This window comes from Stenotrophomonas acidaminiphila (assembly GCF_014109845.1).
GTDB lineage: Bacteria > Pseudomonadota > Gammaproteobacteria > Xanthomonadales > Xanthomonadaceae > Stenotrophomonas > Stenotrophomonas acidaminiphila.
Window position 1 is genome coordinate 3,469,522 of the sequence record NZ_CP043567.1, and the last position, 15,044, is coordinate 3,484,565.

Below are 15,044 nucleotides of genomic sequence, written 5' to 3' on the forward strand. Positions count from 1 at the left end.
TACGGAAAGGCGGGCCCGCACTCAGGCGGCGGCCTGCCGGAATTCAGGCGTGCGCGACAGCAGGGAAAGCGAGAACACCCCCCAGTCGTGGTCGCCGTCATTGAAGGCGTGCTCGACGAAATGGGCGTAGCGGCCCTCGGCGATGTCGCCGGCCGGGACCTGGGCGGACAGCTCGAAACTGCGCTGCCCGTAGAGCTCATCGATGCTGATGGCGACGTCGCCGCCGGTCTGGCGCATGATCAGCACCCGGTGGCCTTCCTGCTGGACGGTGCGCTGCCCTTCCAGGAAGTACTTCAGGTCCACCACCGGAAACAGGTTGCCGCGCAGGTTGCCCACGCCCAGCAGCCACGGCTGCGCCCCCGGCACCGGGGTCACCGGCGGCATCGGCACGATTTCGACCACCTCGCGGAAATCGGACACCAGGCGCCGGCTGCCGATGCGGTAGCCCACGCCGCGCCAGACGTCCGTCGAGAAATGCCGTTCCGGCAGCTGCACCGCGTGCGCCAGGCTGCGCCGCTCGTAGGCTTCGAGGATGTCGAAGGGAGATCGCATCAACCCACCAGTTTGTTGATCCGCGCGATCAGGTCATCCTCGCGCGGCGGCTTGACCACGTAATCCGACGCACCCTGGCGCATGCCCCAGGCCATGTCGGTCTCCATGCTCTTGGTACTGACGATCAGGACCGGGATGCCGCGGGTGGCCTCGTCGCGCGACAGCGCGCGCGTGGCCTGGAACCCGCTCATGCCGGGCAGCACCACGTCCATCAGCACCAGTTGCGGTGCCTGGCTGCGCGCCATCTGCAGGCCGTCCTCGGCATTGTCGGTGGCGAGCACTTCGTGCCCGGCCTTCTCCAGCCATTGCGTGAACACCGCCCGGTCGGTCGGTGAGTCCTCGATCAACAGGATTCGAGCCATGTGCCTTACCCCCTGGTCAGGCGTTGACGTATGTGCGGATGGCGCCCAGTAGTTCTTCGCGGGTGAAAGGCTTGGTCAGGTACTGCTCGGAGCCGACGATGCGCCCGCGCGCCTTGTCGAACAGGCCATCCTTGGAGGACAGCATGATCACCGGCGTGGACTTGAACAGCTGGTTGCCCTTGATCAGCGCGCAGGTCTGATAGCCATCCAGCCGCGGCATCATGATGTCGACGAAGATGATCTGCGGCTGCTGGTCGGCGATCTTGGCCAATGCCTCGAAGCCGTCGGTCGCGGTCACGACCTCGCAGCCCTCGCGCTTGAGCAGTGTCTCGGCGGTACGGCGGATGGTCTTCGAATCGTCGATGACCATCACCTTCAACCCTGCGAGTTCCCCACCCGCAGCCATGTTTTCAACCATTGCGATTTCCCCGGGCGCGCAGCGCGCCATCTGAACGTGGAGCTGCTGCGAAAGCGGTCTATATCCCAGTCCGGCCGCAAACTGTCAAGGGCCGCCGTCATCGCGGGGCCATCGCCGCGCACAGTGTGAACCCCATCGCAGTCGCTGCGCAGGGCCATTCAGCCCCGCAACGCTCCGGACCGCGCATGGCGCTGGGCGCCCGTCGTGCCGGGGCGCTACCATCGCCGCCTGACCCGAAAGGCCGTGGATCATGCTGGACGTCATCGTGGTGATGGACCCCATCGCCCAAATCAAGATCGCCAAGGACACCACCTTCGCCATGCTGCTGGAGGCCCAGCGGCGCGGCCACCGCCTGCACTACGTGCGCCCCGGCGGGCTGGCGCTGGAAGGCGGCACCGCCGTGGCCGACACCGCACCGCTGCAGGTGCGCGACGACCCGGCCGGCTGGTTCACCCTGGGCAGCTACACCCGCACCGCGTTCGGCCCGGGCCAGATCGTGCTGATGCGCAAGGACCCGCCGTTCGACGGCGAGTTCCTGTACGACACCCAGGTGCTGTCGGTGGCCCAGGCCGCCGGCGCCTGCGTGGTCAACGACCCGCAGGGGCTGCGCGACTACAACGAGAAGCTGGCCGCCCTGCTGTTCCCGCAATGCTGCCCGCCGACCCTGGTCAGCCGCAGCGCCGCCGCGCTCAAGGCCTTCGCCCTGGAGCACGGCCAGGTCGTGCTCAAGCCGCTGGACGGCATGGGCGGGCGTTCGATCTTCCGCAGCGGCACCGGCGACGCCAACCTCAACGTGATCCTGGAGACGCTCACCGACGGCGGCCGCCGGCTGGCGCTGGCGCAGCGTTTCATCCCCGCCATCAGCGCCGGCGACAAGCGCATCCTGCTGATCGACGGCGAGCCGGTCGATTACTGCCTGGCGCGCATCCCGCAGGGCGATGAGTTCCGCGGCAACCTCGCCGCCGGCGGCCGCGGCGAAGGCCGCCCGCTGAGCGAGCGCGACCGCTGGATCGCCGCCCAGGTCGGCCCGGAGATGAAGCGGCGCGGCATGCGCTTCGTCGGCCTGGACGTGATCGGCGACTATCTCACCGAGGTCAACGTCACCAGCCCGACCTGCGCCCGCGAACTCGACGCCCAGTTCGGCCTGAACATCGCCGGCCAGCTGTTCGACGCGATCGAGGCCGGCCTGCCGCGATGAGCGTACCCGTGGATGCCCTGCCGCCGCCGGCACGCATCACCGAGCAGCAACGGCTGGGCGCCACGCTGACGCTCTCGCTGCTGGTGCACGGGCTGCTGATCCTGGGCGTGGGCTTCGCGGTCGGCAGCAACGCGCCGCTGGTGCCGACGCTGGACGTGATCTTCAGCCAGACCAGCACGCCACTGACGCCGGAGCAGGCCGATTTCATGGCCCAGGCCAACCAGCAGGGCGGCGGCGACCACGACACGCCGCAACGGCCGCGCGACAGCCAGGCCGGCATCGTGCCACGCCCCGATGACGGCATCGCGCCGGTCCCGACGCAACGCCAGGCCGCCGCCGCGCCGCCACCGCCGCAGGCGCGCGTGGTCAGCAGCACCCACGGCGAGGTGGTGGTGGCCCAGGCGCAGCCGCGGCCGCTGCCCGAACGCCCCGAGCCGGACGCGCCGATGACCGCACGCGAGCAGCGCGACGCGGAGATGGCACGGCTGGCCGCCGAGGTGCACCTGCGCTCGGAACAGTACGCCAGGCGCCCGAACCGCAAGTTCGTCTCGGCCAGCACCCGCGAATATGCGTACGCGAACTACCTGCGCGCCTGGGTCGACCGCGCCGAGCGCGTGGGCAACCTGAACTACCCGGACGAAGCGCGCCAGCGCCGCCTCGGCGGCCAGGTGGTGATCACCGTGGGCGTGCGCCGCGACGGCAGCGTGGAGAGCAGCCGCATCCTGCGCAGCAGCGGCACGCCGCTGCTCGACGCCGCCGCGCTGCGCGTGGTGGAACTGGCGCAGCCGTTCCCGCCGCTGCCGCGCACCCGCGACGACATCGACATCCTGCAGGTCACCCGCACCTGGGTGTTCCTGCCCGGCGGCCAGCTGCACGACGACCGCTGAAGCGGAGGCGCCGGCCAATGCCGACGCCTGCCGTGGCGCCTACTCCGCCGGGGCGAGCAGCGTCTTCTTCCAGAACTCGATCCCGGCCCAGAAGATGTAGTCGCGGTTCTCGCGCTTGTGGAAACCGTGGCCTTCGTTGCGCGCCAGCACGTGCCAGGCGTCGCCGCCCTGCGCGCGCAGCGCCTTGACGATCTGCTCGGCCTCGGAGGCCGGCACCCGCGGATCGTTGCCGCCGGCGGCGACCATCAGCGGAATCCGGATCTTCCCGACATTGCGCAACGGCGATATCTCCGCCAGCCGGGCGCGCTGGGCCGGATCGCGCTCGTCGCCGTACTCCACGCGCCGCAGGTCGCGCCGGTACGCCTGGGTGTTCTCCAGGAAAGTGACGAAGTCGGAAATGGCGACGGCGCAGCTGGCCGAGCGCAGGCGGTCGCTGTAATGCACCGCCGAGGCGTAGCACATGTAGCCGCCGTAGCTGAAGCCGTAGACCGCGAACCGGGCCGCGTCCAGCGCCGGATCGGCCGCCAGTGCGTCGATGAACGCCCCCACGTCCCTGACCGAGTCCTCGCGTTTCCACGGGCCGTTGTCCAGGTCCAGGAAGCGGGTGCCGTAGCCCGAGGAACCGCGCACGTTGGGCAGGAACAGGGCCACGCCGAGCTCATTGAGCAGATAGTTGTCGGCGCCGAGGAAACCCGGCCGGCTCTGCCCTTCCGGCCCGCCGTGGATGTCCATGATCAACGGGCGCCTGCCCGGGAAGCGGGCGGGATCGGGGCGGTACAGGAAGCCGGACACCTTCTCGCCGTCGAAGCTGGCGACCTCCACCCGCTCCGGCTCGCGGTTGCGCTCCAGGTCCAGTCCACCGGCTTCGCTCCGGGTCCAGCGCCGGACCTCCAGCGTCCTGGCATTCACCGAATAGACGTCGCCGGGCACCTTGGCCGACGACAGGCTCAGGCCGATCTCGCCCCACGGCGCGATCTGCAGCAGCTGGCCGATGCTCCAGTCCAGGACACCGTCGGGCAGGCCGTCGACCTGCCGCAGGTTGGCGCCCTGGCCATCGCCCACGCGCAGCCGCGACACGCCGGCGTCGTTGATCGCATAGACCAGCACCTGCTCGTCGTCCGATACCGCGTAGTCGGTCACGTCCCAGCGCGGTTCGCGGCTGACCGGGGCGAATGCGCCGCTGCGCGGGTCCAGCTTGCCCAGCCGGACGAAATCCGAATCGCGGTTGGACAGCACCCATATCCGCCCGTCGCGGGCGTAGCGCGCATCGGCATAGGACGCGCGCCCGCGCGCCGGGGTCAGCACCTTCATCCCGCCCCTGCGCAGGTCGACCTCGGCCAGCACGGCATGGTTGATCGACAGCCGGTTGATGGCCAGCGCGCGCGCGCCGTCGTGCGAGAAGTCGGAGATGTTCCAGCCGCCGCCGCTGACCTGCGCGACCATCCGGTCGCTGCCTGGCCGGGCCGGATCCAGCACGTAGAGGTCCATGTCCGCGCCGTTGCGCCGCGAGGAGGCGTAACCGAGCAGGCGGCCATCGCGGCTCCAGCTGCCGAACCAGTTGCGCGACCTGCCGTCGGTCAGCAGCTCCAGGCGGCCGTCCTTCAGCAGGTACAGCTGGAAGAACTCGTTGCCGCCGATGTCCTTCTGCACCACCAGGTGGCCGCTGTCGCCCGGGGCGTGGCTGGCGAAGGGGACCGGCTCGGCCTCGAAGCTGAGCTGGGTGCGAGCGGCGCCGGGCGACTGCACGCTGTGCAACTGGTCGGTGCCGCCGAAGCGGGTCTTCATCAGGACCGAGCGGTTCTGCGGGTCCCAGCCAAGGAAGGCGGCACGGCGGTATTCCAGGTAGCGGGCGCTGGCCTCCGCGGTCGCCGCGGGAATGGCGGGAACGCCGTCGGCATGGATCGCCGGCGGCACCGGAACCACTGCGGCCGCACTGCCGGCGACGGCCAATGCCGCCGCCAGCAGGGTACGGAGTGCATGATTCATTTCTGCTCCTTGTCGGTTGGCGGCCGCGCCGCTCAGAACTTCACCCGCACGCCGGCGGTGTAGTAGGCCCCCATGACGTCGTAATAGGGCGAGAACGTGGCGGCGATGGGCGCCTTCTTGTTGAAGACGTTGTTGGCGCTGGCATACAGCTCGACCCTGCCCTCGCCGCCCAGCCGGTAGGCGCCGCCCACGTCGTAGTACACGTAGCTGCCGATCCGGTTGTTGACGATGTTCTGGTTGCGGTCGTAGTCGCCTGCGGACAGGTAGCGCGCGCGCGCGTTGACCGAGAAGGCGTCGCTGTCGAAGGCGATGCTGGACACCGCGCGCCACTTCGGCACGCCCAGCCCGAACGCGTAGCCCTGCGAGCCCACGTACTCCATCTGCTTGACCCCGTCGTCCGTGCTCAGGCTGTTGACCCAGGTCGCCAGGGTGCGCAGGCGCAGCCGCCCGGGCACGCCGAACAGGCGGGCGTCGCGGCGGTAGGAAGCTTCCAGGTCGACGCCGTCGGTCTTGTACTGGGACAGGTTGGTGTAGGTGGAGACGATGCGGGTGATGTTGCCTCCCGCGTCGCGCTCGACCCGGCTGCACAGCTCGGCATTGCCGGCGGCACAGCGGTTGAGGATGTCCTGCAGCCCGATCGTGGTGATCACGTCCTTGATGTCGATGTTGAAATAGTCCACCGACAGGTCCAGCCCTTCGACCGCCCGCGGCGACCAGCTCAGCCCAGCGGTCAGGGTGTCGGCCGTTTCCGGACGCAGCCCCGGGTTGCCGCCGCCGTTGCTCAACGCATAGACGGTCTGGTTGTTGGTCGGGTCGGTGACGTAGCTCCAGCCGGTGGTGGTGGTGGTGAACAGCTCGCCCAGGTTGGCCGAGCGGATATCGCGGGAACGGGCGATGCGGCCGCGGAAGCCGTCGACGAACTCATTGGTGAAGCCGAGCTTCCACGACCAGATCGAGCCGGTGGTGTTGTAGTCGGAGATGCGCGCGGCCGCACTCAGCGCCAGGTTGTTCAGGCCGGGCACGTCCCTGACCAGCGGCACCAGCACCTCGCCGAAGGCCTCCTTGACGTTGAACGAGCCCTTCATGGCACTGAAGTTGAACGAACGGAAAGCCTTGGCCGCGTCCAGTTCGCCGACGCGCTGGTCGATCGCCTCGCGCCGGCCCTCCACGCCGAACGCCACCGAGACCGGGCCCGCGGGCAGCTCCCAGGGTTCGCCGCGCAGGCTGGCGCCAAACACGTCCAGCGTGGTCCTGGCGCGCTGCTGCGGGGTGCCGGTGACGTAGTCGATGGCCTCCTGCGACGGCGCGCCTTCGCCGAACACGTTGATCGGCACGCAGTGCACCGCCGGGTTGGCCAGGCTGACGCGGCACACCGGCCCGCCGGTGGACGGATCGATCACCGAATCGATGGCATTGGCCCATGCCTCGCGCAGGATGAACCCCGGCGTATCGAAATTCGCCTCGGCCTCGCCGTGGCTGTAGTACGCGCTCCAGCGCCAGTCGCCGGCATAGCCGTCCAGCGCGAGCGCGGCCTGCGTGGTCTTGCGCTCGAAATCGATGTGCGGGTAATTGATGTCGTTGTTGAAGCGGCCGATGCGCAACCTGGTCTCGCCGGCCTGCTGCATCGCCTCGCGCACCTTCTGCGGCAGGAACGCGTTGTCGATGCCGATGTCCAGGTTGTTGCGGTTGTGGTCGCCGAACCAGATGTAGTTGTTGTACATCCGCGAATGGCGCACTTCGGCGGTCAGGCGCACGTCGTCATTGAGATCGTAGCGACCGCTGGTGAGCACCGAATACCGCTTCTGCGGCGCGCTGAGCGGGCTGTAGTCGTCGTTCGACGGTCCCTCGCCGCCACTCATCAGCGCACCGACGACACGGCCGTACTGGAAGTCGCGCAGCGACCCGTCCGGGTTGAACGCCTTGCCCTTGAGCACGCCGGACAGGATCAGGCCGCCGTAACCCGCGTCGGCGAAGCCGACATCGGGCATCAACTGGTACTGGCCGTTGCCGATGGACAACGTCGACCAGCGACCGGCCCGGCTGCGCGAACTGCGCGGCACGATGCCATCGTTGTCGAGGAACTCGCCGCCGACCAGGAAATGGCCGCGCCCATCGGCGAAATCCGTGCCCCAGGCTGCCTCGAAGCGCTTCTCCTTGCCGTCGTTGTAGGTGGACTGCCCGGCCTGGGCGCCCGCCTTGAAGCCGACGAAATCGTGATCCAGGCTGATGTTGACCACGCCGCCGACCGCACCCGACCCCCATGCCGCGGAGGCACCGCCGGTCACCACGTCGACGCTTTTGACGACGATCGACGGGATCGTGTTCAGGTCGTTGTCGCTGGAGATGCGGCGACCGTCCTGCAGCACCAGGGTGCGCGAGATGCCCAGGCCGCGTAGATCGACCGGCGCGTTGCCGGCACCGGTGTTGGAGCCGGTGGTCTGCGGCGAACTGGTCGCGCGGAACTGCGGCAGGTCATTGAGCGCGGCACCGATGTTGGTGCGCGAATCGAGCTTCAGCTCCTCGGCGGTGATCGGCAGGGTCGGCGTCGGCGCCACCAGGTCGGGGCGGTCGATGCGCGAGGCGGAGACGCTGACCGTGGCGAGATCGCTGACCTTGCGATCGCTGCCTTCTTCCTTGGTCTGGGCATGGACGCCGGCAGAGGCGGCCAGGCTTGCCAGAACGCACAACGTCAGGGGATGAAGCGGGAGTGGCTTGCGCATTTTTGTTCGTTACCCGAATTCGCTATGACTGGGGGACGCCCCGCATGGGGCGTACCGACAGTGCCAACTCGTGAACGAACAATGCGCAATGTCTACGGGAAGACAAATTTCATTGCCGATGCAACCGGGTGCATCTGCTTGTCGGGGCCTGCATGCAAACGCGGCGCAGGCGCGCGCAAGCGCTTGTTCCAAGGGGCGCGACGCCACCTGGCCGGACGCTGTTTCCAGCGCCGTCCTGTTTCGCAGGGCGACGTGAATCGCAATCGATGAAGCGCCGAAGATCGGATTGTTTCTTCCGCAACCTCGACTGCGGCACCGGATATCGCCCGCAACTGCGCGGCTTTTCCGCCCATGCCGCCCGCAGGTGGCATGGATGTGCGGTGGCATGCCGGCGCAGCCTGGCGTCCGGTGCGGCATGCATGCGCGGCGACCTGGCAACCGCCGCGCGGCGCTGCCGGGCCGTCATCGCCGCGGCACCGCGGCGGCGTCAGCCCTGGCTGGCCGGCGGTGCCGCGGTGTAGACCGCTTCGCCATCAACCCAGGTGGACAGCACCTGCAACCCGTCCAGGCGGCCGGCGGCCGCATCGAGCGGATCGCGGTCGAGTACGACGAAGTCCGCGCGCAGGCCCGCGCGCAGGCGCCCGACCCGGGCTTCGTCATGCCCGGCATACGCCGCGTCGCTGGTGAAGCCACGCAGCGCTTCGGCCGGGCTCAGGCGCTGCTCCGGCTGCCACCCGCCCGGCGGCCGGCCATCGCGGTCCTGGCGGGTCACCGCCGCGTACAGGCCCAGCCGCGGATCGACCTGCTCGACCGGGAAATCCGACCCCAGCGCCAGCCGCGCACCGCTGTGCAGATAACGCTGCCAGGCATAGGCGCCCTTGATCCGCTCCGGCCCCACGCGCTGCTCGGCCCACCCCATGTCCGAAGTGGCATGGGTGGGCTGCATCGAGGCGATCACACCGAGCCGGGCGAAGCGCGGGATGTCCTCCAGCGCCACCACCTGGGCGTGCTCCACGCGCCAGCGGTGGTCGTTGTCCTTGTGCGCGCCCAGCACCTTTTCGTAGGTGTCGAGCACGATGCGGTTGCCGCGGTCGCCGATCGCATGCGTGGCCACCTGCACCTTGCAGCCATCGGCCCTGCGCACGGCCACCTCGAATTCCTCCGGCGAGGTCATCAGCAGCCCGCGGTTGTGCGGGTCGTCGCTGTAGTCGGCCAGCAGGGCCGCGCCGCGGCTGCCCAGCGCGCCGTCCATGAACAGCTTCACCCCGTGCATCTGCAGGCGTCCGCCCGGGTGGGTGTAGAGCCCGTTGGCGCACAGGTCGTCCAGCGCCGCGTTGTTGCCGTCGGCATAGGCGTCGATGCGCAGCGGCAATCTGCCCTGGTCGGCCAGCCGTTTCATCACCGCCAGGTCCCCGCGCGACACGCCCATGTCGTGCACGCCGGTCAGCCCGTTGCTGACCGCCAGTTGCAGTGCCGCGTGCAGGCGCTTCTCGCGCACCGCCGCGTCAGGTGCCGGGATATGCGCGCTGACCAGCGCGGATGCGGCGTCCACCAGCACGCCGGCCGGCTTGCCGGCGGCGTCGCGCAGGATGCGCCCGCCGTCGGGCTGCCAGTCGCCGGACAACGGCCTGCCGGCCTTCTTTTCCGCGATCCGCAACGCGGCGCCGTTGGCCCAGCCGGCGTGGCCGTCGATGCGCTCCAGGTACACCGGCCGTTCGGGGAACGCCGCGTCCAGGTCGGCCGCGGTCGGGAACGCGGTGTCGTCCCAGCGGTTCTGGTCCCAGCCGGCGCCCAGCAGCCACTCGCCCGGCGCCAGCGTCTTCTCGAAGGCCTGCAGTCGTTCCACCACTTCGGCACGGCTGCGCGCGCCACTGAGGTCGGCCTGCGCCAGGGTGTTGCCGAGGCCGACCAGGTGCGCGTGCGCGTCGATCAGGCCCGGCACCACGGTGGCCTTGCCGGCATCGACGCGCGGGGCCTGCGGATAGCGTCGCAGCACGGCCTTGCGCTCGCCCACCGCGAGCAGGCGGCCGTCGTCCGTGTCCCACGCCAGCGCACTGGCCATGGGCTGCTGCGGATCGCCGGTATGGATGGTGTCGGCGAGCAGCACCCGCACTCCGGCCGCGGCCGGCGCCACATGCAGACAGGGAAGCAGGACGGCGAGACAGGCGGCGGTACGGCGCATGCAGGGACACTCCTGGCCAACGGAAACGGCGACTATGCCGCCATCGGCCAGGGCTGACAACGAACGCCAGGGCACGCTGCCGCAGGGCCGCGGCCAGACGCCCGCGGCCCGCGCCGCGCGCAGGTCAGTCGGCGCTGACGTCCACCCGCACCCGGATGCGTTCGCCCGGGTGGTAGTCGCGGCGGGTGTGGTACTCGCGGCCGGCGTATTCGTAGGTGACGTCGTAACCGGCCACGCGCTCGCTCTCGTAGCCGTAGCCCTCGCGCTGCGGCTCGCACACGCGCACGTCCGAGCGGCGGTAGAGCGGGCGGTTGTTGGCATCGTAGATCGCGCGCCCGGCGGCGCCGCCGGCCACGGTGCCGATCGCGGTGCCCAGGTAGCGGCCATCGCCGCCGCCGATGCGGCTGCCGATGATCGCGCCGGCCAGACCGCCGATCACCGTGGCCACCTGGCGCCCGCCATCGTTGCCCTGGCGATAGCCGTCGACGTAGCGCCCGTCGCCATGGTCGCGGGCGTCGTCGCGCTCCTGCCGGTAGCCGTCCGCGTCGTACACATAGTCGCCCTCGCTGCGCGCGTAGCAGTCTCCACGGCGGCCGCCGCCGTCGACGATGATCGGGTCCACCCGCACCACGCGCGCGTAGTCGTAGACCGGGCCGTTGTCGTCGCGGCCGTAGCGGCCATCATCGTCGCGCCACTGGCCGCTGCCCGGATAGGGGCGATAGCTGCCGTCGTCGTAGCGCTGCGCCGAGGCGGTGAACGCCAGCAGGCAACCGAAGACCAGGACACCTGCAAGAGGCAATGATCGGGACATGGCGGCCGCACCGGCGTATGGGATGGAGGATGGACGGATGCTCCGGCGCGGCGCGTGAAACGCCCCTGAACCGGAACGCCGGGGCGGCAACGGCACCGCCCCGGCCGCCGGATCAGCCGGCGAACTCGGTTTCCAGGCTGATCGGCACCGCGCTGAGCGCCTTGGACACCGGGCAGTTCTGCTTGGCATCGTCGGCCACCGCGCGGAACTTCACCTCGTCCATGCCGGGCACCACCGCCTTCACCTTCAGCCGGATGCGCGACAGCTGCGGACCGCCGTCCATCGACAGATCGACATCGGCGCGGGTGTCGAGCGAGCGCGGCGGGAAACCGGCTTCCGTCAGCTTTGCCGACAGCGCCATGGTGAAGCAGCCCGCGTGCGCGGCGGCGATCAGTTCTTCGGGATTGGTGCCCTTCTCGTCGCCGAAGCGGCTGGAAAACGCGTAGCGCGTGTTCTCCATCAACCCGCTCTGCGGCGTGCTCAGCCGCCCCTGCCCGCTCTTGAGGTCTCCCTCCCAGTGCGCGGTGGCGTGGCGCGAAATACCCATGGCATGTCTCCTGTGCGTGCGTTGAAGGGAGACCCAGCCTAGGCGGGCATTCGTTAGCGCCCTGTGCGCCGCGGCGGCAGCGCGCATCGCGGCCGCCCCCTGCCGCCGCCGCGCATGGCCGGGGCCGCGACCGGTGCGCGGCCCCGGGCTTTACAGCCGGTTTTCCCGCGATCGTGGCCCGACGGCACGCCGGAAGGGCGGTTGGAAGCAATTTTTATGGGGTTTTTGTGCCCCGACCTATTGGCGATGCACCGCGCATGCCCTACATTTCGCTTGCCGACGGGGTCGGCATGACCACAACCACCCGCTCACGGAACAGGAAACCATGGCAAAGACCGCTAAGAAGGCTGCCCCGAAGAAGGCAGCGAAGAAAGTCGCTACGAAGGCCGCCGCCAAGCCGGCCGCTCCCAAGCCGATCAAGGAAGCCCTGACCAAGTCGGGTCTGGTTGCACACCTGGCCGAGGCGACCAGCGTCGCTGCCAAGGATGTCCGCTCCGTCCTGGCCGCGCTGGAAGGCGCCGTTGCCGCATCGGTCAACAAGAAGGGCGCTGGCAGCTTCACCCTGCCGGGCCTGCTGAAGATCTCCACCGTGAACGTGCCGGCCAAGCCGAAGCGCAAGGGCATCAACCCGTTCACCAAGGAAGAGCAGTGGTTCGCCGCCAAGCCGGCCTCCACCAAGATCAAGGTGCGTCCGCTCAAGAAGCTCAAGGACGCCGCGATCTGATCCGCGCGCCCTGGGCGAGAGAACGGGACGGCCATGCCGTCCCGTTTTTTTTTTGCGGCGCCACCGGTACGCGCACGGATCGTCGCCGCGCACTGCCAAGGCCGCACCCTGCGGCATTGCGCGCCGATTGCGCGGCAAGCGGCATGCCTGCGGAGGCGGTTCGTCCGCCAGCCACGCCAACCCGCTGCCGGAACAAGCGCAATCCCCCTGCCGGGAGGCATCTGCAGGTGCGCGCCCGGGTGACGTGGCCTGCCTGGAGCGTGGGCCATGCATCTCCCTGGAATCGGGTCCATGGCGTGCGCCGCACGCCCGGCGGCCCCGGCGTGGCGGCCATCGCCGGGGCGACGCCCGGCATTGCCAGGCCCCTGCCGCGGGGTGCGCGCCAGCGATGGCCGGTGCGATGCGGTATCGACTGGAACACAGCGTCATGGGCCGGCGCCTCGCCCCGGCCGCCCAGCGGGCCTATGGTGGTCGCCAAGCCCCACGCTCACACGCCACACCATGTCCAGCAGCAAGCACCGCTACCGCATCACCGTCACGCCGATCGAAGCCGATGGCCTGCAGTGCAGCGGCCGTTGCACCATCGAGTTCGAACAACGCAGCCCGCGCAACTGGATGCACGAACTGGAGGACGCACAGCGGCAGCGGCGCCTGTCGTGCAACGAGGCTGCAGGCGCGGTGGTCGCCACCGGCCTGCTGGAAGCGCTGGCCGTGGCCGCGCGCGACGACGCCCACCCGCTGGCGGCACTGCAGCCGGAACTCGACGGGCTGATCGCGAAGCTGCAGGCACTGCGCCAGGCACGGTGAGTGCGGTGGCGACGCCGCCGCGCTAACCGGCCATTCACCGTTTCCGGGTATCGTGCGTCGCTTCCCCCGCCACACTCTTCGCAGGCCGATACGATGAACCTCCGCTCCCTGTTGCTGCCCGCCGTCGCCTGCGTGGTCATGGCCACCAGCGCCCACGCCTCGCCGCAGGTCAGCGGCCGCAAGCTCATGGTCGACGCGGCCGACGTGCAGCACTACCTGGATGGCAGCTTTCCGCGCTCGCAGAAGGCCCTCGGCGGGCTGCTCGCGATGACCGTCAGCCAGCCGCGGCTCACGCTGCCGGCGGGCAGCCGCCTGAACCTGCAGTTCGACCTGGCCATGGCCGCCGCCGGCGGTGCGCCGATGCCGGTGGGCAACGTGCAGCTCAGCAGCGGCCTGCGCTACGACGCGCAGACCCGTGGCTTCCACCTGGAACAGCCGACCGTCGACGCGTTCCGCCCGGCCATGGCCGGCGCCGAACTCGATGCCGGCACGCGCAGCCTGCTCAACACCTGGCTGGCCGACTATGCGCGCCGCGAGCCGATCTACCGCATCGAACCGGCCATCGCCAACGTGATGGGCGCGCTGCAGGTGAAGTCGGTGGGCATCGAGAACGGCCGCATCGCGGTGGACTTCAACCAGAACCTGGGCGCGCTGCTGCCGCAGGGACTGCCCGGCAACTGACGCCCGCCCTGCCGGGCGTGGACCCGGGCCGCGCCTGCGGCCCGGCCTGGGAACGCCCCGCGCGCCCGCCTCAGCGCTTGGGCTGCAGCATGGTGCCGGTGCACTTGGGCGAACCGCAGCGGCACTCCCAGATTTTCTTCAGGCGCGGGGTGTGGCGCTCGGCCAGGGTGATGCCGTAGTTGTAGGTCAGCTCCTCGCCCGGGCGGATCGCGCGGATCGCCTCGATGAACACCTTGTCCGCGGTACGGTCGTCGCCCTCGGCCTCTTCGATCAGCGCCTCGCAGTTGGGGTCGCAGCTGTGGTTGATCCAGCGCGCGTCATTGCCCTTGTAGCTGGCATCGATGACGTAATCGTCGTTGAGCGTGAACAGGAAGGTATGGCCGCTTTCCACATCGCCCGCATCGTCGGCGTCCACCTCGGCGTGGGTCCGGCGCAGCCCCTTGTACTCGATGACACGTTCGCCCTTGGCGATGGCCGCCAGCGCGAACACGCCATTGCCGTGGATGGTGGATTTGCGCGCCTGGATCTTCTTGGGCATGTACATGGCCGGGAAACGATGGGAAGGGGGATTCTCGCGCAGTCGCGCAGGCTTCCCAAGCCCGGGCGCCGGATACCGCCGGCTTGACCTGCATCAACGCGTCGCCGGGAAGCGGATTTGAGGCCTCGCCCACAAAAGCGTACAATTTCGGTCCACATTGATCCCCCCGCCTTCCCATGCTCCGCGTCACCAAGCTCACCGACTACGCCAGCGTCGTCATGACCGTGCTCGCCACGCGGCCGGACGAGGTGCTCAGCGCGACCGAGCTGGCCGAGGCCGCTGGGCTCGAGCCGCCCACGGTCAGCAAGCTGCTCAAGCCGCTGGCGCAGGCCGGGCTGGTCGAGGGCCTGCGCGGCGTGCGCGGCGGCTACCGTCTGACCCGTCCGGCCACCGGGATCAGCCTGATCGAGATCGTCGAGGCGATGGAAGGCCCGCTGGCGATCACCGAGTGCAGCCAGGGCGAGAGCCAGTGCGGCATCGCCGGCCAGTGCGGCGTGCGCTCGAACTGGCGGCTGATCAACGACGTGGTCGCCGACGCCCTGCGCGGGGTGACGCTGGCGCAGATGCTGCACCCCCTCCCACTTGCTGATCGCCGGCGCATCGACGTCAGCATCGTTTCCTGAATTCCGTA

At 69.7% G+C, this 15,044-nt stretch carries 15 protein-coding genes; 6 read left to right on the plus strand and 9 right to left on the minus strand.

What is annotated here, in order from left to right; genetic code table 11:
- Positions 1-21 precede the first annotated feature (21 nt).
- The 3 genes from F0P95_RS15825 to pilG are packed head-to-tail and all read right to left on the minus strand — an operon-like array spanning position 22 to position 1,332.
- Positions 22-552 carry a chemotaxis protein CheW gene (locus tag F0P95_RS15825; protein WP_182335028.1) on the minus strand — a complete coding sequence of 177 codons (531 nt, stop codon included), beginning with the start codon at positions 550-552 and terminating at the stop codon, positions 22-24.
- Complete coding sequence (locus F0P95_RS15830) at positions 552-914, minus strand: response regulator (protein WP_055771240.1); 363 nt, start codon at positions 912-914, stop codon at positions 552-554. The genes F0P95_RS15825 and F0P95_RS15830 overlap by 1 nt, the downstream gene beginning before the upstream one ends.
- A gap of 16 nt (positions 915-930) precedes the next feature.
- The gene (pilG, locus tag F0P95_RS15835; protein WP_054667142.1) at positions 931-1,332 is read right to left on the minus strand and encodes a twitching motility response regulator PilG; all 402 of its coding nucleotides are present in this window, start codon (positions 1,330-1,332) and stop codon (positions 931-933) included.
- Positions 1,333-1,579: 247 nt separating this feature from the next.
- Here pilG and gshB point away from each other — a divergent pair, with 247 nt between their 5' ends.
- A complete protein-coding gene (gene gshB / locus F0P95_RS15840; RefSeq protein WP_182337048.1) occupies positions 1,580-2,530 on the plus strand; it encodes a glutathione synthase in 951 nt (316 codons plus the stop codon).
- A complete protein-coding gene (gene tolA / locus F0P95_RS15845; RefSeq protein ID WP_182335029.1) occupies positions 2,527-3,417 on the plus strand; it encodes a cell envelope integrity protein TolA in 891 nt (296 codons plus the stop codon). Before gshB ends, tolA begins: the two co-directional genes overlap by 4 nt.
- Positions 3,418-3,456: 39 nt before the next feature.
- Here tolA and F0P95_RS15850 read toward each other — a convergent pair whose 3' ends face one another.
- The 5 genes from F0P95_RS15850 to F0P95_RS15870 form a co-directional block, all read right to left on the minus strand.
- A complete protein-coding gene (locus F0P95_RS15850) occupies positions 3,457-5,403 on the minus strand; it encodes a S9 family peptidase (protein ID WP_182335030.1) in 1,947 nt (648 codons plus the stop codon).
- 32 nt (positions 5,404-5,435) lie between these two features.
- Entirely contained in the window at positions 5,436-8,123 is a 2,688-nt protein-coding gene (locus F0P95_RS15855) for a TonB-dependent receptor domain-containing protein (protein ID WP_182335031.1), read from the minus strand.
- A 487-nt stretch (positions 8,124-8,610) separates the two neighbouring features.
- The gene (locus F0P95_RS15860) at positions 8,611-10,305 is read right to left on the minus strand and encodes an amidohydrolase (RefSeq protein ID WP_182335032.1); all 1,695 of its coding nucleotides are present in this window, start codon (positions 10,303-10,305) and stop codon (positions 8,611-8,613) included.
- A gap of 124 nt (positions 10,306-10,429) precedes the next feature.
- The gene (locus F0P95_RS15865) at positions 10,430-11,116 is read right to left on the minus strand and encodes a glycine zipper 2TM domain-containing protein (RefSeq protein ID WP_182335033.1); all 687 of its coding nucleotides are present in this window, start codon (positions 11,114-11,116) and stop codon (positions 10,430-10,432) included.
- A gap of 112 nt (positions 11,117-11,228) precedes the next feature.
- On the minus strand, positions 11,229-11,663 hold the full coding sequence (locus tag F0P95_RS15870; protein ID WP_182335034.1) for an OsmC family protein: 435 nt from the start codon (positions 11,661-11,663) through the stop codon (positions 11,229-11,231).
- 325 nt (positions 11,664-11,988) lie between these two features.
- Here F0P95_RS15870 and F0P95_RS15875 point away from each other — a divergent pair, with 325 nt between their 5' ends.
- From F0P95_RS15875 to F0P95_RS15885, 3 genes are all read left to right on the plus strand, one after another.
- Positions 11,989-12,387, plus strand: coding sequence for an HU family DNA-binding protein (locus tag F0P95_RS15875; protein ID WP_054667155.1), 399 nt, complete (start codon positions 11,989-11,991; stop codon positions 12,385-12,387).
- A gap of 501 nt (positions 12,388-12,888) precedes the next feature.
- A complete protein-coding gene (locus F0P95_RS15880) occupies positions 12,889-13,194 on the plus strand; it encodes a DUF3861 family protein (RefSeq protein WP_054667157.1) in 306 nt (101 codons plus the stop codon).
- A gap of 93 nt (positions 13,195-13,287) precedes the next feature.
- On the plus strand, positions 13,288-13,875 hold the full coding sequence (locus tag F0P95_RS15885) for a DUF1439 domain-containing protein (protein WP_182335035.1): 588 nt from the start codon (positions 13,288-13,290) through the stop codon (positions 13,873-13,875).
- A 70-nt stretch (positions 13,876-13,945) separates the two neighbouring features.
- On the opposite strand, the gene F0P95_RS15890 is transcribed toward F0P95_RS15885, so the two are convergent.
- Positions 13,946-14,413, minus strand: coding sequence for an SET domain-containing protein (locus F0P95_RS15890; protein WP_182335036.1), 468 nt, complete (start codon positions 14,411-14,413; stop codon positions 13,946-13,948).
- Between the two features lie 176 nt (positions 14,414-14,589).
- On the opposite strand from F0P95_RS15890, the gene F0P95_RS15895 reads away from it, so the two are divergent.
- Complete coding sequence (locus tag F0P95_RS15895) at positions 14,590-15,036, plus strand: SUF system Fe-S cluster assembly regulator (protein ID WP_182335037.1); 447 nt, start codon at positions 14,590-14,592, stop codon at positions 15,034-15,036.
- The last annotated feature ends 8 nt before the right edge of the window (positions 15,037-15,044 follow it).

Coding starts and splice junctions, on each gene's coding strand:
- F0P95_RS15825 (WP_182335028.1), bottom strand. CDS start 552: ATGCGATCTCCCTTCGACATCCTCGAAGCCTACGAGCGGCGCAGCCTG.
- F0P95_RS15830 (WP_055771240.1), bottom strand. CDS start 914: ATGGCTCGAATCCTGTTGATCGAGGACTCACCGACCGACCGGGCGGTG.
- pilG (WP_054667142.1), bottom strand. CDS start 1,332: ATGGTTGAAAACATGGCTGCGGGTGGGGAACTCGCAGGGTTGAAGGTG.
- tolA (WP_182335029.1), top strand. CDS start 2,527: ATGAGCGTACCCGTGGATGCCCTGCCGCCGCCGGCACGCATCACCGAG.
- F0P95_RS15850 (WP_182335030.1), bottom strand. CDS start 5,403: ATGAATCATGCACTCCGTACCCTGCTGGCGGCGGCATTGGCCGTCGCC.
- F0P95_RS15855 (WP_182335031.1), bottom strand. CDS start 8,123: ATGCGCAAGCCACTCCCGCTTCATCCCCTGACGTTGTGCGTTCTGGCA.
- F0P95_RS15860 (WP_182335032.1), bottom strand. CDS start 10,305: ATGCGCCGTACCGCCGCCTGTCTCGCCGTCCTGCTTCCCTGTCTGCAT.
- F0P95_RS15865 (WP_182335033.1), bottom strand. CDS start 11,116: ATGTCCCGATCATTGCCTCTTGCAGGTGTCCTGGTCTTCGGTTGCCTG.
- F0P95_RS15870 (WP_182335034.1), bottom strand. CDS start 11,663: ATGGGTATTTCGCGCCACGCCACCGCGCACTGGGAGGGAGACCTCAAG.
- F0P95_RS15875 (WP_054667155.1), top strand. CDS start 11,989: ATGGCAAAGACCGCTAAGAAGGCTGCCCCGAAGAAGGCAGCGAAGAAA.
- F0P95_RS15880 (WP_054667157.1), top strand. CDS start 12,889: ATGTCCAGCAGCAAGCACCGCTACCGCATCACCGTCACGCCGATCGAA.
- F0P95_RS15885 (WP_182335035.1), top strand. CDS start 13,288: ATGAACCTCCGCTCCCTGTTGCTGCCCGCCGTCGCCTGCGTGGTCATG.
- F0P95_RS15890 (WP_182335036.1), bottom strand. CDS start 14,413: ATGCCCAAGAAGATCCAGGCGCGCAAATCCACCATCCACGGCAATGGC.
- F0P95_RS15895 (WP_182335037.1), top strand. CDS start 14,590: ATGCTCCGCGTCACCAAGCTCACCGACTACGCCAGCGTCGTCATGACC.